Genomic DNA, 20,445 nt, shown 5'->3' on the forward strand with positions numbered 1-20,445 from the left:
CGGTATCCAACTTTTTTAACCTGTATAAATAGGAGACCAGCGTATCGAAGGTCTCCTTTTTTTATTTCTTACTTATTTGACACACCTGCAGTTTCAAATGTTGCCATTTCTTTAATGAACAATGTTGCTGCCTTAAGAATGGGGTAAGACAGGGCTGCCCCTGTTCCTTCCCCGATTCTCATTCCCAGGTCGAGGATCGGCTCCTTGCCAAGCAGTTCTATGGCCGTTCTATGACCTGGTTCTGCAGATCGATGTCCAACAAACATATAATCTGCTGCACGTCCGGAAATCAGGCTTGCCAATACAGCAGCCGTGGTTGTAATGAAACCATCAACAAGAATGGGTATACGGTTATTTGCTGCAGCAAGCATGGCCCCTGCCATTCCTGCAATTTCGAATCCACCGATATTCATCAAAATATTAATGGGGTCATCAGGATTAGGATTTCTTAATGAAATCGCTTCTTCAATTATTCTTCGCTTATGTAAAATGCCTTCTGAATTCAATCCAGTTCCCTGCCCCACTAGTGATTCGACGCTTTTCCCGCTTACGATGGAGATGATGGCGGTACTGGAAGTCGTATTTCCGATTCCCATTTCACCAAGAATCAGGCAGTTCGCTCCACGGGCAATCATTTTCTCTGCACGGTCAAATCCAATTTCAAGCGCTTGAATTACTTCTTCCTTTGTCATCGCCTCTTCCTTATAAAAGTTTCTAGTTCCATTGCGGACTTTTCTCGAGGTTAGCCCCGGTGCCTCGATATCTGCATCGATCCCTATATCGACAATGTCCAAGTAAGCGTCTATCGCCCGGCTTAATACATTGATGGCCGCACCGTCATTCAGGAAGTTGAGAGCCATTTGTTCCGTCACTTCTTTTGGATAAGCCGAAACTCCTTCTTCCGTAATTCCATGGTCGGCCGCAAACACAATCACCCCCGGTTTCGAAATGTCCGGAAGTGCCTCTCCTGTCATCTTGGACAGTTCGATTATCCATTCTTCAAGCCGTCCTAAGCTTCCCTGAGGAACCGTCAGCGAATCGACATGTCCTTTAACCTGCCGTCCCATTTCTTCATCCAGCATCGGGATGGAGATGGCAGCTAACCCATTAGTCATATTAATCCCCCCACAAACCAAAGTGAAAAACCTTAACCACAGGAAAAGGTTCTTATCCATCATCTGCTATAAATACAACTTAGTCCACATAATTATCCTCTAAGCTTTCACTTATACTCACTGTGTTCCATTACTTCGGCACTCCCATTTCATTTAGTGGGTAGATACGGAATTTCACTTTGCCCAAAAGTGATTTTTCAGAAATAAAACCAAATCTTCTTCCATCCCAACTGTTCCTCCGATTATCCCCCATGACAAATAAATGACCCGCAGGTACCTTCGATTTCCCAAGTAAATCACTCAGGGTGAAATTCTCCGTCAGATTTTCTTCAGGCGGAATTTCCCCTTTTTTTGTTTTCAAATACGGTTCTGTATACTTTTTCCCATTGATATATAAGACATCATCTTTCATTTCGACACTGTCACCTGGTAGACCGATCACCCTTTTTATATAATTCTCTTCCGCGTCCGGAGCATAAAATACGACCATATCGAAGCGCTCCGGCTTTCCAATTTTAGCTACCACGATCCGGTCATCATTTTCATAAGTCGGCTCCATTGATTCACCTTTTACTGTGACCGGCGTAAATAGAAACTGTTGGCAAATGATAACGATCATTAAAGCGAATAAGATGGCTTTCAACCACGAAAACACTTCACTTTTCATATTCTTCATAAGGACTCCCTCCCATCCATTGTGAACGGCTAAAACCAATTATTGGATTACAGCACAATTCTTTAGCTCTCTTTATCCCCTTAAATATCCTTTTGCGGTCGGGGACTTTTGAGGAGACACCCCAAAGAAATATCTGGAAAAATTGTAACATATCCATTTATCGCTTGCGAGATTAAATCATTTTCAATGCCAATCTCAAACCATGAAAAAAAGGATAGCGAATTTCAGCTATCCTTTAACTACGTTTTTTCCTCAGTATTTATTCCAAGTCAATATCGTATCGAGTGGCAAACGGACTTTTTCAAACCCTGCTTTAGTTCCTTTTCCAATGGAAATTAACATGACAGGCTTGAAGTTTTCCGGTACATTGAATGCATCGACAAATTTGGCTTCATCAAACCCTCCCATTGGGACTGTATCGTATCCTTTTGCTTTTGCAGCTAACATGATCTGCATGGAAACCAAGCCGCCGTCAATCATGGCTACACTTAAAGCCTTTTCAGCAGAAAAGTTACCGTAATTATGCAGAATAGAGGCTACATATGGCTCTTTGATTTCATTCTTCATGATTCCTTTATCGACTAATTCACCATAAATCCTTTCTGCATTTTTGTACCCTTCTATATCAGCTAAAACGGCAATGACAGCAGATGCATCGACGATTTGTTGTTGATTATTTGCGATGGGAAGCAATTCTTGCTGGGTTTGCTTATCTTGAATCACAAGGAATCTCCAAGGCTGTAAGTTGGAAGAAGACGGTGCTTGAATCGCAATCTCCAGGATCTCACGAATTTCCTCTTCAGTCATCACGTATTCAGCATCGTACTGGCGAACGGATCTCCGTTCATTTGCTACCGTAATGAAATCCGTATCATTAAGGACTTTCGGCTTTTCAAGCGGTATATTCAATTCTTTTGATTTATTCAAGTACTCTTCTTTACTCATTATATTTTTTGTCATTTATAATGACCTCCATTTAACTGTAATTAATACAGGAACAGTATATAACGCATACTGTTCTTTTGTCAAATACAGTTTAAGAAAAACGAAACCCTGTCAGTTTCGTTTTTCACATTAAGATTTTGATAGTAAGTCAGCAATCGTCTTTTGTTCCAAGCCTTGTATAATCCAGCTCTCCATCTCGTTTTTCAAACCGCATAACGCTTCTCTAGAAGATGGATGAAAGCATTTTTTATCATTCACATCAAGAAAGCCTTTTGAGAAAGGTTCTGATTTAATTGCAGAGTATATATCTGCAAGAATGATTTGTTCGGGATTTTTGGCAAGTGAATATCCCCCATCCCTGCCCTCCTTCGCTTGAATCAGCCCCGCCTTCACTAAATTACTTAATATTTTTCTAAGAAAACCTGACTCCGAATCAAGCTTATCGGCCAATTTATTACTATTACATAATCCATCATGATCAGCAAGAACAAGCAGGGCTTGTACGGCAAGACTAAACCACATAATACTGGACACCTTTTCTGACATTTCTTTCACCTCTCTCTCTACTTTAAACTATTTTTCAATGAATATACAACGATGCATCGAACAATCCTGGCTAAAACCTTAAACCCTCGGTCATCAGGGAAAGCTGTAAGCCCTTTTTGGAACGATGCGAGTTCCAGGGCAGTGGTAGTAATCTCCATTTATAATTACCCGAAAAAATATATAGACAAATTTCTTGTCTTACAAATTATATTTATAGGAATATGGTAAACTTACTTTATAGAATTTACTTTGCTCAGGAAGTGGATGGATCATGCTGAAAACAATAAATGAACAAATGGATAAAATCATGCCCCTTATCACGCCGATAAGCGTGGTTATTGGGGTTTTATTGGCCGAACATCTAATGGATTACACCTTTCTTGTCCCATGGATATTTGCCTTCATTACATTTTCCGGAAGTTTAGGCTCTAACTTTAAATCTCTGCAACAGGCAGTCACCCACCCTTTACCTGTTTTCATCGTATTGATCATCCTTCATATGCTTATGCCTGTTTGGGCTTTTGGACTCGGCCATTTAGTGTTCCATGGTGATGCTTTCACGATTACCGGCCTAGTCCTGGCTGTAGTGATCCCAACCGGTGTCACCAGTATGATCTGGGTATCCATTTATCATGGGAATGCCGTACTTGCCCTAACCATCATCTTAATCGACACCCTACTCTCGCCATTCATAGTTCCTTACAGTGTATCCCTTTTTGGAGGCGGTTCGATCGAAATGGATTTGGGTTCGATGGTGAAAGGATTAATCGGTATGGTCGTTCTTCCCTCCATGCTTGCCATGTTCTTGAATCAAGCTACAAAAGGGAAGATACAATATACACTATCCCCCCGCTTAGCTCCATTTTCCAAGATAAGCGTTGGAATCGTAGTCATACTGAACAGTTCAAAAATCGCGCCTTACTTAACCCATTTCGATAAGAAATTACTGATCATGGCCTTCTTGGTTTTGTTCATAGCTGCTTCTGGGTACGCCATTTCTTGGATGGTCGGTGCATATTTAAGATGGGATAAGGCGGATATCATCACCTTGACATTTACAGGCGGCATGCGAAACATCAGTGCTGGAGCCGTTCTTGCAACCACCTATTTCCCTGCTGCAGTCGCGGTACCCGTTGTACTTGGCATGCTGTTTCAACAAATGCTTGCCTCCTTTTTTGGCTATGTCATGGAAAGGCATTTCCATCGTGATGTGAATGAAGGGTGAGCCGTCGAAACAACACCATTGGAAAATAGTGTATAATCAATACATAGATTTTCATACGGTGGTGAAATTCCATGATCCATGCTGTCAAAGATTTTTTATCCAGCTGCTTGCTGATTACCAGTTGGTTAATATTTGCGGTCAGCAGCATTTTTTTCGTCTTTTCGTTTTTTACCGTTTTTGCCATACCTATTTTCTTATTAATATTTTTTATCGGCTTCCTTTGTTTCCGCATTTCCAGGAAACTGGACTCACGACGGGTTTCTTAATTGTTAAGATCTATTTATTCTACAACTAGCGGTAATTTTATTTGAATGCCATTTGAGACGAATTATTAAAACGGAATAATATGGTTCTCAACCCTTCACTTAATCCATAAAAAAAGGAGCTGCAAATGGCAGCTCCTTCTTTTGTTCTCACATCTGCATTATCGTGTTAAGGTACCTTGCAGACGATTTGTTTCGGCGATTACTTTTTCTTCATCGATCGTTAAGCACTGGCCATCTTTCACGACGTTTTTGCCATCAATGTATACATCACATACATCATTTCCGCGTGCTGCATAAAGCAGGTGCGAATAGGCTTCACTCAATGGCTGCAGATGTTCTTTGTCATATGGGTAAATGGTGATGAAATCTGCTTTTTTACCAGCTTCCAGTGATCCTGTATGACCCATGCCTACTGCTTCGGCACCCATTCTTGTGGCCATGGCGAGTGCCGTTTGGGCAGGGAATTTAGTGGCATCCTTATACATTCCTTTTTGCAGTAATGCAGCCGTCCTCATTTCTTCGAACATATCGAAGTTGTTATTGGAGGCGACGCCATCTGTTGCCACTCCCACTTTAATGCCTGCATCAAGAAGGCTGACGACATCTGCTATTCCAGATCCGAGCTTCAGGTTACTGATTGGATTATGGGCAACGCGAACATCATGCTGTTTTAGTATCGCCCGCTCTTCATCATTGAGAACCACTCCATGTGCCATCACGGTACGCTGATCGAACAGCCCTAGGCGGCGAAGGTGTTCGACAGGACGGGATCCGTAACGTTTTTCGATGTCGAGGATTTCAAAATCCGTTTCAGATACGTGGATGTGCACCATCAAATCATTCTCTTTTGCAATCCGTGCGCTTTCCATAATTGCTTCAGGTGTGCAGGCATATGGGCTATGTGGTGCGACCATTGTAGTCAGGCGGCCATCGGCAAACGTTTTATAGTCTTTTGAAAACTGCTCAGCCCCCATGAGGTTCGCTTTTTGATCTTTTTCCGTACCCAAGCTGAAGATCGTGTAGGAAAAGGCTCCCCTCATTCCTGTTTCGCCTATCGTCTCCATGACAGCACCCGCATCTATTCCATTAGGATTAAACATATCCGAAAATGTCGTGGTTCCTGATTTCATCATTTCCATAATGCCAAGCTGTGAACTTACAGAGGCTATTTCCGTTGTAAACTGGCTTTCGATCGGCCAAATTTTCGTTTCAAGCCATGGCTTCAGCAGCATATCGTCCCCGATACCGCGTAAAAGGGTCATTACAATATGCGAATGGGCATTCACAAGGCCTGGCATAATCCATTTCCCGCCAAGGTTGACCACTTGATCTGCATCTGCCAAATGTTCTTCAACATGCTGGCCGATGTAGGATATGGTATCATCTTGTACAATCATCATGCCGTTTTCAAAGATTTGATTTTCCTTGTCCATAGTAAAAAATGTAGCATTCACATATATTGTTTTCATAAGTATTTCCTCCAAAGTCGTATCTTGTATCAACATGTTCTATTCCGCATTCTAGACTAGCACCTTACATGTAATCAAGTAATTCCATATTATCAGGGGACATTTCCATTTACCTTAGGAACCTATTGGAAGTGCTCCAAGATGAATGCGCCCTTCAATAACCACATAGTGGATGCCCATTGCAAAATCAATTGCTTAAAAAAATCTTCCCTCTATTGCCTGTGACAATCATGGCTTCTTGCACATCTTGAAGACCATAGTAGGAATCCGGCATCATGAATTTCAACCTTTTATCAGAGATGAACCCCATCAAAAGATTAAACGTTTCATGCCAGGTTTGAACGGAAGCCTGCTGATTCCAATGCCGAAGATGAAACATTTTGACATTCACTTTTGTCCTTTGACAAATTTCCGCCCAATTCACAGACTGTCCTGATAAAAGGCCAATCGTTAATAAGGTGCCATTAGGCCGAACGCAAAAAGCGAGTTCTGAGCCATCGATGCCGCCTACTGAATCTATAGCAGCTTTTGCTCCGCGTCCATTCGTCATTTCCATCACTGTATCATGCAGTGATGATCGTGACGTATCGATCACATAGGAAGCACCAAGTTTAAGCAGTTCTTCCGTATACTTATTGTTTCTCGTTATAGCAATCAGCTTAAATCCAAGAATCCTGGATAACTGGGCAAAGATGCGGCCAATGGAAGATCCACAGGCATTTACGAGTAAAACATCATCCGGTTTCAATGTTAATACTTCTGTACAGATTAGCCATGCGGTTATCGGGTTTATATATAATTGTGCTGCTATATGGTCCTCAAGCGAATCCGGAATGACGATGGCCAGCTCCGCAGAGGTTTTAACATAATCTTGCCAAGTCCCTTCACCGCGCAAAGGCAGAACACGCTTTCCTATCAGTTCTTTAGAAACCGATGGACCGACCTCTTCGACAATGCCGACCCCTTCATAGCCAGGTATGGAAGGCAAGGGAATTCGGTGGGAATATGCACCCCGAATGGGCAGCAAGTCAGACGGGTTTATGGGACGTGCGGTCATCCGAACGAGGACCTCCCCGTCTAGAGGTTTTTGAATTAGTTTATTTTCAACTTTTAGAACCTTTTGCGGATTCCCAAACTCATAGAATTTAACACATTTGGCTTCCAAGATGATAAGCCTCCTTTTATTAGTCTTTCTATTTTATCATTTAAACTGACCCCACCTGGCACTTAAAGAGCTTTTAACTCTGGATTTATGTTCATGTATTGTGGTTTTTCACGTGTTAATCCTCTTTACATAAATTTGACGTTAAGAATCTTCTTATTTTTCCAAGCATATGGTTTATAAAACGTTTGTTTATACAAGGGGTGAAGAGATTGAATAAAGTAGGAAAAGATGATATTGTATCAGGGTTCGTACCACATCATAACCATGGATCTGTTGATTATACTTCCGTAGCGGACGGCCATGTCCATCAATGTTTAGATGTAACTTCCCCGCCAATTCCATCACAAGAGGGAGAACATATTCATTATACAGAAGGATACGTGTTATTTGAGGATGGGCATACCCATTATTATAAGGCTTATTCGGGACCACCCATTCCGGTTGGAAATGGAATGCACGTTCACTATTACGATTTTTACACAACGGAAGATGATGGGCATAAACATAGAATTAAAGGGGTCGACCAACCTGCTCCAGGGAATAAATAAGATACATGATGAACAAAAAACATCAGGGGGATGTGAAATCTCCCTGATGTTTTTTTTACCTCCGATAGTCTGACTCTAAATGCATCTCACTGATCTTGAGATAATCCAATTGGAATGCATAGGGGCGTTTGATCAACAGGATTTTCAATAATGCAGCATTCCAGACCGAAGACGTCCTTGATCATCTCTTTTGTAAAGACCGTTTCAGGTAGTCCTTCTTTATAGATTTTCCCCTTCTTGATGCTGATCAGATGATCGGCATACTGTGCCGCTTGATTCAAATCATGCAGAACCATGACGATCGTGCGCCCATGAGTGAGGTTTAAATCGCGCAGTAATTCCAATATTTCAATTTGGTGCGCTAAGTCCAGATAGGTTGTCGGTTCATCTAACAGTAATAGGTCGGTTTCTTGTACCAAGGCCATCGAAATCCATGCTCTTTGCCTTTGTCCTCCAGATAATGCATCCAATGTCCGATCAGCGAATTCCGTCATTTTTGTTGCTGATAATGCACGGTCGACAATCCTATGATCTTCCGGGGTTTGCCCGGAAAATAAGCCTTTGTGAGGATGCCTGCCATAATAGCATAGTTCTTTAACCGTTATATCTTCAGGAGCTTCCGGAGCTTGGGGTAAGATGGCCAATTTCTTTGCCACATCCTTGGAAGATTGCTGATGAATGGCTTTTCCATCTAAATAGATCGTGCCTTGCTGTGGCATTAATAATCTGGCTAGAGACCGTAGAATGGTAGATTTGCCACAACCATTGGAACCTATGATTATACTGATCTTACCTTCAGGAATTTCCAAATCGATATTATCGATGATTTGAGTTGATCCATAAGAGAGGGAAAGACGCTCTGCTGATAATGTTGTCATGATATTCAGCCTTCCTTATGTTATTTTTCGTTCTCGGCGTAATAGATATAAAAAATATGGCACTCCAATCACCGCCGTGATGATTCCCGCGGGTATTTCTATTGGAGGGAATAACCCTCTTCCCAAGCTATCGGCAACGAGTAGAAAGATGGAACCGAAAAGTGCTGAAGCAGGAAGCAAAACCTTGAATTTTGACCCTACCACTCTCCGTGCAATATGGGGGGCAATTAAACCAATGAACCCGATGGAGCCAACCGCTGCTACACAGACTCCGATTAATATGACAGAAACACTTAACAATATATAACGCAGTAATTTTGATTTTTCACCGAGACCTGTAGCTATATCGTCTCCAAGACTCAGTACATCCATTTTAGACGTCAATGCAAACAATACTGGGACAAGAATAAGACATGGAAGCAAAATGAATACTTGATCCCATCCTCTTCCCCATAGGCTGCCTGTCAACCACAGCAATGTCGTGTTTACATCATCCGGGAACTTGACCATGAAATACTCTATGCCAGCTTGACATATGGCCCCTAAAGCAATTCCCACCAAAGCTATTGTATTTGGCTGAGCTCCTTTTTTATAAACAAATATCATCAAAATGACCGCCATGACCGCCGCTCCGATAAAAGCTGAAAGAGGCAGTATGATAATGGGCGATTGCGGAAATAAAACAATGACAATAACAGCTGCCAATCCGGCCCCTTTTGTTACCCCAATCACATCTGGGGAAGCCAACGGATTTCGAAGGACTCCTTGCAGAATGGCCCCAGCCGCCGCCAATCCAGCCCCCACTATCACGGCAATTAAAATACGTGGTATGCGATAGTTGTGCAGAATGAACGCTTGGCTTTGCATGCCATTTCCAAGGAAGTTTTGGATAATATCTAAAGGTGAGATATAAATGGCCCCTAAGCCCAGGCTCACCAATGCTAAAATCAGCATAATAACCGTCAGCATCAGGAGAATTGAATAAGGAGGTAAATTTGATTTCAACCCAAATGTCCGTTTTCGTTTCATTGCTTAATGTTCCTCCCCCTCTTCGCTAAATAAAGGAAGAATGGTGCACCGATTATAGCTGTTACGATGCCTACCGGCGACTCAAAAGGATAAGCGATAAACCGGGCGAGAATATCTGCGTAAACCAAGAGTAAAGCGCCGAATAATGCAGAAAAAGGGATGATTCTCCGATAGTCCCCGCCCACCAGTCTCCTGACGATATGAGGAATGATCAATCCCACAAATCCCACTGGGCCTGCGACGGCAACTGAAGATCCTGCCAAAATGATTACCAATATTCCTGCTAAAATACGGATTCGGTGCACCCGCTGCCCAAGTCCCTGCGCCATATTTTCTCCTAAGACAAGGATGGAAACAGATCGAGAGAACAAGACAGCAACTAATAGCCCGAAAACAGACCAAGGAAGGATCATGTTTACGTGCGCCCATGTCTTTCCATTAATAGACCCGACTAACCAATAGAGCACATCTTTCGCTTGTTCATTAAAGATGATCATGCCTTGCGTTAAGGAAGATAGAAAAAAGTGAACAGCCATTCCAGCCAATGCCAGCTTTACTTGGGTCATTCCTCCTCCCGAAGCAAAAGAATAGACTGCCATCCCTCCCACTGCTGCACCAATGAATGCAACGCAAACTAGAGAGACCGAAGAAAGGTTAGGAAAGAAAACAAAAGCTGACACAATAAAAAATGAGGCACCGGCATTAACACCAAACACTTGTGGAGAAGCTAATGAATTCCGGGTAATAGCCTGCATGAGAGCACCCGCTACCGCTAAATTAGCACCGACCAACGCTCCAACTAAAGCTCGGGGCAAACGAAGAGTCCTTATGATAGTCTGTTCCTTGGACGAATCGGCATCAAAAAACGACTTCAAAACCATTGATGCATCAATATCGGCCGCTCCCACAGAAATACTCGTCAGGACGCCTAAAATCAACAAAACGATTCCAGCGATAGCGGTACAATACACTTTCAGTTTACTTCTAACTACAGTTTCCATCACTATACAACACACTTCCTACCAAAATTTAAACCTAATGGAAAGCGAAGTAAGAATGGGATCTCTTACTTCGCTTTTGTTCTTTTATTCTTCACCAAGCATGTTTAAAGTGTCTTTAGCAATGGCCTCCGCTGATACAACACCGCGGTATCTCGTCCATAAATCCCGATCAACACTATACACTTGTCCGCTTTTGACAGCCTTCAGGTCTTTCCAAAGAGGATTGTCTTTCCACTCATCAGTAAGTAACTTACCCTCATTATTCGCTAGAAGCAGCACATCCGGATTAATCTCGACGAGCTGCTCCAGGTTCATCTCGGCATGTGGCTGTTCCTGCTGAATGGCATTTTTTAATCCCATGCGCTCAAGCAATTCTCCATCATAAGAAGAAGAAGTATGAGCTTGGAATGAAGTATCTCGTACAACTGCAGGTAAAACCGTCATATTTGAATCAACAGTAAGTTTCGCTTTAAGTTCCTCAATCGTTTTTTCATGCTCGCTCAATCTTTTTTCTGCAGCATCTTCTTGATTTACTGCCTTTGCAATCGTTTTAAATGAATCCAGGTTTTCTTGATATGTAGATTCCCTGCTTTTTAGGACAACTGTAGGAGCAATCTGCTGTAAATCTTTATAAATCCCTTTATGCCGCTCAGCATCTGCAATGATTAAATCCGGCTGTAAAGAACTGATCACCTCTAAATTAGGCTGTTCACGTGTTCCTACAGACGTATAATCCATTTCCTGGCCTACAAGTTTTGTAATCATATCTTTTTTGTTGTCATCTGAAATCCCGATAGGTTTTATCCCTAGGGCATTTAAAGAATCAACGAAAGATAACTCTAGCGTAACGATTCTTTTAGGAGTATTTTTAATTTCCGTTTCTCCCATTTCATGCTTAATCGTCCTTGTTTCTTGATTACTTGTTTCGGCAGATGTCTTCTCTGCTTCTGTTGTTTTTTGAGAATTATTACATCCCGATAACACCATCATAATCGTAAATAACAGGATGAATGCTCCTCCACCAAACAATCTTGCTTTTCTAGATTCTCTCATTTTTTGCACCCTTTCCGTTATCTATACCTATTTAACTTCTTACACACCAATACTTCATAATTGAAAATGATTATCATTATCCTGCTGTTATGATAAAGTCATAGATTGATACCGTCAATATTAATAAAATTTTGTGAATAAAAATCATTTTGGCCATTAAGGCAACCTGCATGGATTTTATTGTTACATGAAGTAAGTTGCGGGACCTATGTTAGTCTTGGATTATCTAATATTTACCAGTTAACCAAAAATGAAAAATTTTATTTGGGTTTATAAAACCCCAAACGTCGATCTCCCCTACAGGCACTCGCTTTCCGCGGGCGGTCCGGGAGCCTCCTTGGCGCTTGCGCCTGCGGGGTCTCCCCTTGACGCGCTTTTCCCTCAGGAGTCTCGCACCTTCCGTTCCAATCAACTTTGTTTTTAAATTTTAGGTAAACCCTTTTTGTCTACAAACTAATTTATAGAAACATTGAAATGCTAAAATCAACAGAGTGGTTTCATAACATTTATCAAGAAAATGAAGAGACCGTTTAAAAGATGATACAGTTCGTTATATTATCGGGTGGACCAATGTTGAGAAGTTATTAAGAAGTGAGAAAAGAACTGATAGGCTGCGTGTAAAAAGTAGATGCCCCTTAAATGACAGATAGTAGTTTTTTATTAGCAATGGAACTTTCAGTTGTAGAATTTATATCACTCTATAACAGAGCATTTATTTAATATGGGATCAGCTCAAAATAAATAAGAGCAAACCCGTTAAGGTCTGCTCTGCCTGATTCTAAGAATCATTTTCTATTAATCAGCATCTCTTCAAGAGGATATCCTTCATTTGGTGAAGCTTCTTGTTTTGAGCGTTTTATGGAGGTTTTAATAAGAATGGTAGAAGCAATTGATAGTGCTCCCATGATCAGGTAACCTGTTGATTTTGAAAACATTTCAATCAAGATGCCAATAAGGACGGGTCCTAAAAACATTCCAGCGGAATATAAACTTTGGAACAAGCCCATTCTCGTAGATTGTTTTATCTCCGGAATATTTTCAACAGCCCAGGATGTGACGACCGTAAAGATCAGCCCGTAACCAAAGCCTTGAAATGCCTGCAATATAAAAAGCATCGTTAAATTTTCAGCATAGGGAATCAATATGATGATGACCCCTTGTAAAACCGCTCCCAAAATCGCCGTATTCATTAAACCGATTTTTTTATAAAAAAGGGCTCCGCATAATCCTGCAGCTAAACCATATATGACCAGGTGAGTGTTTGCCAGCATGCCAATCAATAGTGGGTTTGCTCCAAGGTCGGTTGCAACTAAAGGTGTGAACGTATCCCTTGTTCCAATGGTGACCATCAAAGCAATCGTTGCCAGAACGGAAATGACCCAGATTTTTTTATCGGTGATCTGCTCGACAAGTATTTTCTTATCGTATTTTACTTTTACCCCTTTAATGCTTAGGTCTTTTGTGAAAAATGTTAAAACAAACGCAAGTATAGCGGCGGCCACCGCTACTAAAAAGCTATACCGGTACCCATAACTATTCGCCACTAATGCACCGATGGTTGTCCCTAGTATGGAGCCAACCGGCGATGCAACACCCAATATCGCTACTGCTTTTGCAGCTTCCTTCACACCAAAATAAGAAGCGAACATAACATTGTAAATAACCCAGGTGGAACCAGTTAAACCATCCGAAATTTTCCCAAGGTACAATGTTGTTGCATTTGGTATGAAAAAGGCTAGCGACCACATTACGATGGTTATCAGCAACCCCATTTGGATAAACAATCTTCGTTTATGCAGCATATCCGAAAATACACCTATCGGAAGTCGAGTCAATAGGGCCACAATCCCTGAAATTCCGATAATACTGCCTATTACTACTGAATCGAACCCAAGATCTTTAGCATAAGAGGAGATAAATGGATCAAATGCCGTAATGGTGACAAAGAACAACAAGCTAATGATAAAGAATAAGATGGTTTCTTTCCGATTATTAATTTTATTAGTTTTGTCCATATATTCCACCCTTTCATTCCCCTCCCTTTCGTCCCACTAGACAGAAAGGCGATGCTATTAATATTTACACATATTCTCATATATTTTCCAGGGCTAAATTGTAATCTGCAGATACAGCCCATCCACCTGAAACTTATTTCAGGCAGAATGGGAGTATCCATGTCTTCAAGGGGCTGCACCGTAAGCATGCTGCTCCTTAATTGAATGCGTTTTCATCATTTCCTATCATTTAGAGCACATTCATGTCAACCTGACTGTGGCCGATAATTTATGGCCTTCCAAGCCTTCGATTTCGGATTGATCTTCCGCATGGGATGCCAGGAAGTGAATGCCTTGGCCTGTGATTTCCTGATGTGTCATGACTTTCACATAGCTTCCTGCCCAAAGTCCTCCGGTATATCTTGCTGCCTTTTGAGTCGGCAATGTATGGTTCGTTCCAGAGACTTTGTCAGAGAAGACGACGGAACTGCCTTCATCAAGGAACAATGATCCATAATTTATTAGTTTATCCATCAATTCGCGGCTATTTTTGATATGCAAATGTAAATGTTCAATGGCATAATCATTGCAAATATCCAGTCCTTCTTGTAATGAATCTGCAAAGATGATTTCCCCTCTTTTTTCCCATGATTCGTGTGCAGGGGAAGATGGTGAGAAGGTTTTCAAAAAGCCTTCGATTGCTTTTTCAGTTTCTTCGGCAACCGTTCGGGACGTTGTGACAAGAATGGCCCGTGCGTACGGATCGTGTTCAGCCTGGGCAAGTAAATCGGCCGCTATTTTCTCAGGTGAAGCCGAATCATCAGCAAAAACCATCACTTCACTCGGCCCGGCAATAAGGTCTATGCCCACTTTACCGAACACTTGACGTTTTGCTTCTGCTACAAACCGGTTTCCTGGTCCAGCGATGATATCCACTTCCGGGATGGATTCGGTTCCATATGCCATGGCGGCAATGGCCTGCGCCCCGCCTATTGCAAAAATGTCTGTCGCACCGGAGCGGATTAAGCCGTATAAAACGGCCGGATGGATGCCGCCTTCATAATTCGCCGGGCTTGCTGCAACGATTCTTTTTGCTCCTGCTACCTTTGCCGGGGCAACGACCATGGGTCCTGATGATAATAACGGGAATCTCCCTCCTGGAACATAAGCCCCCACCTTTTCGATCGGTACGATTCTATGACCCATTTTAATCCCCTCGCCAAAATCCTTTTCGAATGGAGTTAGGCAGCTCAACTGTGCTTTAGCAAAATCGGATACTCTTTCCACGACTCTATCAATCAGCACTTTTACCTCTTCAGGAAGAGTCCTGATGCAACGCTCGATCTCTTCTTCACTTACCCGGACCGGACGATCGGAATCACCGAATTTTTTTTCATATTCCCTTACGGCATCATCCCCGCCTGCTTTTACATTTTCAATAATGGACTTCACTGTTTGTTCCACTTCATGTGAAGAGGTCTGTTCAAATACGTCCGCTTTTTTCATATACTCCATCCTATTTTCCCCCTAATCGTTGTTTAGTAAAATAGACGGCCGCAGAACAGCCGTCAACTGGCCAATCATGATACGCCGGTAAAATTCCCATCATCCATTGTGGATTCACCATCTTGTTGTGATTCGTTTTCATCGGGCAAATAGATCTGACGCAACACTTCCATTCCATCAAACAATAGCCATTCTTCCGAAATTTTTTCATTACGGATTTTATAGTGGCTGATGCCGGCAATATCAATGGCTTTTCCGCTAGGAGCTCCGAAGTATCCTGTTCCTTCGTGCACTCCTTGTATTCTCCAGCGAACCGCTACATCCCAATCACTGTCAGTGCCGCGTCTATTACAAGTGACCCTCTCAAGAATCACCTTTCCATTCGGTATGGAGGCAAATAGGCTCATGAACATTCCTTGAATTTCACTTACTCCGATTACATCCTTGTTGCAGACATAATGAACGACTGCATTTTCCTCATAATATTCCCGAACAAAATTAAATGAGCGCCGAGCCCAAATTCGATTGAATACTAGCTGCATGAACTCCCCTATCTCAAACTCATCAGAAGATGGCGTGAATAGTTTTGGAGGAAGCCCCGTTTCTGCTGTCTCTTTAAATCCAAACTGTATCGAAGGAGCAAGCTTCTGCGTACTTTTAGCCATTTTTTTAGCAAACTCGACCGGATCCAAACCAAGTTGCAGGACAAGATGATATGTATCCATCACAAGCCATTCTTCGTAAATCTTATTATTTAAGATCATACAATCAGCGCTTGTTCTGAACATCACTTTCTTTCCGGTGGCAGGACCGTATAAACTATTTCCAAGATTCGTTGCAACTGAACGGCCCCGGTGTGAAGTGAAAAATCCTGCTTCATCATCCCCTGACCAGATAACACTCCATCCCAGTCCCTTCCGATCCGGAAAAGCATGCAGTGTTTGCAGCGTACCTGAGATGACTTCGTTAACCCCATGGCTATTGATCAACCCTTTATGAACAGATATGCTTGTGCTATACGTATCGTAAATAAGTCCGATGTCTTTCTCTTTCCAGATTTGACGCGTGATTTTCACAATATAATCAACGATGTTGTTGTATTCCGGGTCAAAGCCGTTCATCCTCTGTTTCTTTTGATTCGTATCTTCTATATTAATGTAGTCATAATCGTCTTTTGTATCGAGCATATTAACGTCTTCAGCATCAGCATAGAAGATGAAGTTCGGTGTTTTCTTGACCGGTTGGCTTGCATTCGTTGCTGTTTTTTCTTCTTTTGGAGCTACTTGCACTGAACCTGTCTTTTTTTCTGCCATTATAACCATCCTTTTCGTTTAAATAGTTTCGTTGAAATGCTGTACTTCTTGTAAAGTCATTTAACAGATTGAGTGGCCTTGCTTGCAGAGACAACATCATTTAACGCAGACGTAATCACATTATTCAATATGACCCCGACATATTGGGCGCCTTTGTCAAAAGCCGCATTAGCGGCAACGCTGTTACTGGCTACGGTACCAATTGGCATATCGAGCTCTTTCCCTTTTATGAACAGTTCATTGATGACCTTTTGCACTTCAGGATGACTTGCGCCTTCTAGTTGGTATCCCATGTTCACCGAGAGGTCTGTAGAACCGATAAATGCCAAATCAATACCAGGAACTGTTGCAATGTCTTCAAAATTGCTGGCTGCAGCTTGCGTTTCAATATGCACAATTATCATAACATTTTCATTACTCTCATCTAAATAGGGTTTTCCACCATCTTTGCCGTAACGCGCCGGTCTGGTGGAATATGATACTCCTCTATTTCCATATGGAGGGAATTTAGCCCGCTTAACTACCTCAAGTGCCTCTCCTTTTGTATTGACCATTGGTACTTGTACACCTTTTGCTCCGCGATCTAAAGCCTTTTGAATACTGGAAGGGTCATATGAAACCCGGACGATCGGGACAAGCCCAACAGAATCTGCCGTACGGATAATGTTTTCAAGCTCTGATGCACTGAATGCGCCATGCTCGTCATCTATTACGACAAAATCAAAGCCGGCATAACCGATCATTTCGACTAATGGCGGGGAATTTATCCCTAAAAATGCACCAACAACTTGTTCCCCGCGTTTGATTTTTTCCTTTATGGCATTATTCTTCATCGTCTTCCCTCTCTTTCTACAGACTGTATCTCGTTCCATGCTGCAAAATCACGTCCAGTTCCCGGCACTTCAATTATCTGACAACCATTTTCTCATTGCAGCGCTTACTTTTTCAGGCTGTTCTAACGTACTTAAATGACCCGAATGACTTATGATTTCAAGACTCGCCGCCGGGATGTTCTCTTTTAGAAATTCAGACATATGAACAGGACATACCCTGTCTTCCTTTCCTGCCAAAATCATGGTCGGGCATTCAATAGTAGCAAGGATGGGACGTTGGTCAGAGCGCGTTTTCACAGCTTTTAACTGATTGATATACCCTTCTTTGCCGACTTTTTCAGCCATATCGATGATTATTGAAACTAATGCTTCATCATTTCTCCGGTCTGGATGAATTAATATCGGGAGCAGATGATGGAGTGTAATATCGAGAAATTGACCATTACCCGCCATTTCGATGAACCTCTCCCAGCCTTCAATTTGTTCCAGGCTAGGAGGATTTGGATTTGTATCAAGCAAGGCCAATTTCATGACCCGTTCCGGTGCTATTCGCATGATTTCCAGAGAAATGATGCCACCCAGGGATAAGCCTGCAAGTGCAAACGTATCAGGTGCCTCTTCCAATACCGACTTTGCGATTCCTTCGATACTATCAGCCTTCGACACATCACAGACTTTCACATCTGCAAGATCTGCTAGGTTCACAGTTTCCCATAGACGTTCATCACAAAGTGTACCCGGAAGCAAAATGAGCGGTACTTTATCCATCCTTATTTTTCACCCATTTTCAATTTATCGGCAATTTCCTTTTCAAGTTCTTCAAAGTTATCCGGTTTAATCATTTTGCCTAAATCATTGGCAAAGAATCCATATTCCGCTGCATCCTTGATCACTTTTGGCGACCAGTAAGGGTCTTTTCCATCAAATACTTTATGTTGTTCAAGAACGGCGAAGATCCAAGCATCTTCTTCACTGATGTTTTCGAATCCTCTCCACAAGCCTGGCGGTAATGAAATTAAGTCCCATTGATCGATGATCGTTTCGCCGTCAATTTCGTCTGGCCCCTTACCCCAGTAGAAACGCCATTTTCCTGAAAGAGGAAGGAAGGATTCAATGTAATCATGCGTATGGTAAGCTGGACCGTTTCCTTTTTGGGCTTTCACCATTCCAATTTGAAAACCATGGGGCTCGGTAATTTCGGGGGTGAAATTATCATTTTCACTTGCTGTATCACCTATTAACGTATAGTTGAGACGTTGATGACCCGGAATGATACTATCAATGAACATTAACGGTATTCCTTTTGATTTCATTTGATCAAAACGGACGATCCAATTGTTTTCCATTTCCTCATTCGTTACCGCTTTTTTTACTTTAGGTTCTTGTACTGACATTTTAATTTCCCCTTCCGTGTTCGTTAATTTTTTTATTTTCATGACCGCGCTATTCAGAGAGTAAAGACGGCTAGTTTTAATTCAGTCATCTCCTCGACTGAATACTTAATCCCTTCCCTGCCAGTCCCGCTGTTTTTCATTCCGCCATATGGCATGTGGTCCACCCTGAAAGATGGTATGTCATTCACGATGACACCTCCGACTTCAAGCCGTTCAACAGCATCAAAAGCTTTTGGCATCGAAGTGGTATAAACACCTGCTTGGAGGCCGTATAAAGAATCATTCACAAGGTCGATGGCGTCATCCCATGTGCTATAGGAATTCACTGAAACGATTGGGGCAAAGGCTTCTTGGCAGCTTACTTCCTGTGTTGACCCCGCATTTTTGATAATGGTTGGATGAAGGATTGCACCTGTTCTTTGACCGCCATATGCGATTTCCGTTCCAGCGTTTCTAGCCGATTCGATCCACCCCTCTACACGTTTTGCTTCATTTATATTGATCAACGCGGAAAGATCTGTATCTTCTGATTCTGGATCTCCAAATTTAAGCAGCTTCGTCTTTTCGGTAAACTTTTGCAAAAAGGACTCATATAAATCTTCCTGTACATATATTCGTTGGACAGAGATGCAAACCTGACCTGAATAGGCAAAGGAACCTTCGACACAGCGCTGGGCAACGGCATCCAAGTCATCAGCACTGTCAATAATGACAGCTGAATTGGAACCAAGCTCCAATGTCACCTTTTTCAAACCCGCTTTTTCTTTGATCCCCAACCCGACTTCGACACTTCCTGTAAATGTAACCATTTTAATTCTCGGATCAGTGACCAATACATCGCCGACAACGCTTCCTTTACCCGTGACAACATTCAGTGCGCCTTTTGGTAAACCTGCTTCTTCAAAAATTCCGGCTGCGACAAATGCACTAAGCGGTGTCTGTGAAGCCGGTTTTAAGATGACTGAGTTACCTGCTGCAAACGCAGGTCCAAGTTTATGTGCCGCTAAATTAAATGGAAAGTTAAATGGTGTAATGGCGGCAATGACGCCAAGCGGTTCACGCATTGTATAAGCAAAGCGGCCTTTGCCATTTTTAGCGGCATCCATCGGAATCGTTTCACCATGAATCCGTTTTGCCTCTTCTGCTGCAAACTTGTATGTTTCAATCGTGCGTAAAATTTCGCCCCTTGCCGCCATTAATGGCTTAGCATTTTCCTTAGCGAGTATTAATGCACATTCCTCAAGTCTTTCCTTGAAAATTTCGGCTGCACGTTCCAAGATATTGGAGCGCTCAAGGGCTGTTAGCCTTTTCATTTCTTTTGCACCTTGTTCTGCACATTCTATCGCTTTTAGTACCGTCTCCTTCTCTGCCAAAGGCACTTGCGCTATCACCTTGCCGGAGTAAGGGGACCGAAGATCGTAATGATCATTACCTTCCAGCCACTCGCCGCCGATGTATAATCTCTTTTTATCGGAATTTGTCGTGATCA

General features: G+C 42.2%; 19 protein-coding genes. 2 read left to right on the forward strand and 17 right to left on the reverse strand.

Going from position 1 to position 20,445, the window contains the following annotated elements:
* Nucleotides 1-68 precede the first annotated feature (68 nt).
* The 4 genes from cobT to MPH60_RS17605 all read right to left on the reverse strand — a co-directional run bounded on the left by cobT (nucleotide 69) and on the right by MPH60_RS17605 (nucleotide 3,282).
* Entirely contained in the window at nucleotides 69-1,115 is a 1,047-nt protein-coding gene (gene cobT, locus MPH60_RS17590) for a nicotinate-nucleotide--dimethylbenzimidazole phosphoribosyltransferase (protein ID WP_241591512.1), read from the reverse strand.
* Nucleotides 1,116-1,245: 130 nt separating this feature from the next.
* Entirely contained in the window at nucleotides 1,246-1,791 is a 546-nt protein-coding gene (gene lepB / locus MPH60_RS17595) for a signal peptidase I (protein ID WP_241591509.1), read from the reverse strand.
* Nucleotides 1,792-2,043: 252 nt separating this feature from the next.
* Nucleotides 2,044-2,751, reverse strand: a complete 708-nt coding sequence (locus tag MPH60_RS17600) for a nitroreductase family protein (protein ID WP_241591507.1) — start codon at nucleotides 2,749-2,751, stop codon at nucleotides 2,044-2,046.
* Between the two features lie 114 nt (nucleotides 2,752-2,865).
* A complete protein-coding gene (locus MPH60_RS17605) occupies nucleotides 2,866-3,282 on the reverse strand; it encodes an RrF2 family transcriptional regulator (RefSeq protein ID WP_241591505.1) in 417 nt (138 codons plus the stop codon).
* Nucleotides 3,283-3,553: 271 nt separating this feature from the next.
* Here MPH60_RS17605 and MPH60_RS17610 point away from each other — a divergent pair, with 271 nt between their 5' ends.
* Nucleotides 3,554-4,507 (forward strand): bile acid:sodium symporter family protein, encoded by a 954-nt coding sequence (locus MPH60_RS17610; RefSeq protein ID WP_241591503.1) that lies wholly within the window; start codon nucleotides 3,554-3,556, stop codon nucleotides 4,505-4,507.
* Nucleotides 4,508-4,931: 424 nt separating this feature from the next.
* Here MPH60_RS17610 and MPH60_RS17615 read toward each other — a convergent pair whose 3' ends face one another.
* The gene (locus MPH60_RS17615; RefSeq protein WP_241591501.1) at nucleotides 4,932-6,242 is read right to left on the reverse strand and encodes an amidohydrolase family protein; all 1,311 of its coding nucleotides are present in this window, start codon (nucleotides 6,240-6,242) and stop codon (nucleotides 4,932-4,934) included.
* A 187-nt stretch (nucleotides 6,243-6,429) separates the two neighbouring features.
* Nucleotides 6,430-7,407, reverse strand: a complete 978-nt coding sequence (locus MPH60_RS17620; RefSeq protein ID WP_241591499.1) for a zinc-dependent alcohol dehydrogenase family protein — start codon at nucleotides 7,405-7,407, stop codon at nucleotides 6,430-6,432.
* 209 nt (nucleotides 7,408-7,616) lie between these two features.
* Between MPH60_RS17620 and MPH60_RS17625 the strand changes: the two genes are divergently transcribed.
* Entirely contained in the window at nucleotides 7,617-7,955 is a 339-nt protein-coding gene (locus MPH60_RS17625; protein WP_241591497.1) for a YmaF family protein, read from the forward strand.
* An 86-nt stretch (nucleotides 7,956-8,041) separates the two neighbouring features.
* Here MPH60_RS17625 and MPH60_RS17630 read toward each other — a convergent pair whose 3' ends face one another.
* The 11 genes from MPH60_RS17630 to MPH60_RS17680 form a co-directional block, all read right to left on the reverse strand.
* Nucleotides 8,042-8,833 (reverse strand): ABC transporter ATP-binding protein, encoded by a 792-nt coding sequence (locus tag MPH60_RS17630; RefSeq protein ID WP_241591495.1) that lies wholly within the window; start codon nucleotides 8,831-8,833, stop codon nucleotides 8,042-8,044.
* A gap of 15 nt (nucleotides 8,834-8,848) precedes the next feature.
* Nucleotides 8,849-9,862 carry a FecCD family ABC transporter permease gene (locus tag MPH60_RS17635; protein WP_241591493.1) on the reverse strand — a complete coding sequence of 338 codons (1,014 nt, stop codon included), beginning with the start codon at nucleotides 9,860-9,862 and terminating at the stop codon, nucleotides 8,849-8,851.
* On the reverse strand, nucleotides 9,859-10,863 hold the full coding sequence (locus tag MPH60_RS17640; protein WP_241591562.1) for a FecCD family ABC transporter permease: 1,005 nt from the start codon (nucleotides 10,861-10,863) through the stop codon (nucleotides 9,859-9,861). Before MPH60_RS17640 ends, MPH60_RS17635 begins: the two co-directional genes overlap by 4 nt.
* Before the next feature lie 84 nt (nucleotides 10,864-10,947).
* Entirely contained in the window at nucleotides 10,948-11,916 is a 969-nt protein-coding gene (locus MPH60_RS17645; RefSeq protein ID WP_272492820.1) for an ABC transporter substrate-binding protein, read from the reverse strand.
* A 785-nt stretch (nucleotides 11,917-12,701) separates the two neighbouring features.
* Nucleotides 12,702-13,931, reverse strand: a complete 1,230-nt coding sequence (locus MPH60_RS17650; RefSeq protein WP_241591492.1) for an MFS transporter — start codon at nucleotides 13,929-13,931, stop codon at nucleotides 12,702-12,704.
* A gap of 240 nt (nucleotides 13,932-14,171) precedes the next feature.
* On the reverse strand, nucleotides 14,172-15,425 hold the full coding sequence (gene hisD, locus MPH60_RS17655) for a histidinol dehydrogenase (RefSeq protein ID WP_241591490.1): 1,254 nt from the start codon (nucleotides 15,423-15,425) through the stop codon (nucleotides 14,172-14,174).
* 65 nt (nucleotides 15,426-15,490) lie between these two features.
* Nucleotides 15,491-16,729 carry a nuclear transport factor 2 family protein gene (locus MPH60_RS17660; RefSeq protein WP_241591488.1) on the reverse strand — a complete coding sequence of 413 codons (1,239 nt, stop codon included), beginning with the start codon at nucleotides 16,727-16,729 and terminating at the stop codon, nucleotides 15,491-15,493.
* A gap of 56 nt (nucleotides 16,730-16,785) precedes the next feature.
* Nucleotides 16,786-17,562, reverse strand: coding sequence for an HpcH/HpaI aldolase family protein (locus MPH60_RS17665; protein ID WP_241591486.1), 777 nt, complete (start codon nucleotides 17,560-17,562; stop codon nucleotides 16,786-16,788).
* Between the two features lie 69 nt (nucleotides 17,563-17,631).
* On the reverse strand, nucleotides 17,632-18,330 hold the full coding sequence (locus MPH60_RS17670) for an alpha/beta fold hydrolase (RefSeq protein ID WP_241591484.1): 699 nt from the start codon (nucleotides 18,328-18,330) through the stop codon (nucleotides 17,632-17,634).
* Nucleotides 18,331-18,332: 2 nt separating this feature from the next.
* Nucleotides 18,333-18,956: a hypothetical protein gene (locus MPH60_RS17675; RefSeq protein WP_098863906.1), complete on the reverse strand. Its 624-nt coding sequence runs from the start codon at nucleotides 18,954-18,956 to the stop codon at nucleotides 18,333-18,335.
* Between the two features lie 53 nt (nucleotides 18,957-19,009).
* Complete coding sequence (locus tag MPH60_RS17680) at nucleotides 19,010-20,443, reverse strand: aldehyde dehydrogenase family protein (RefSeq protein ID WP_241591558.1); 1,434 nt, start codon at nucleotides 20,441-20,443, stop codon at nucleotides 19,010-19,012.
* Nucleotides 20,444-20,445 lie beyond the last annotated feature (2 nt).

Source organism: Peribacillus sp. Aquil_B1 (assembly GCF_022603275.1).
Taxonomy (GTDB): domain Bacteria; phylum Bacillota; class Bacilli; order Bacillales; family DSM-1321; genus Peribacillus.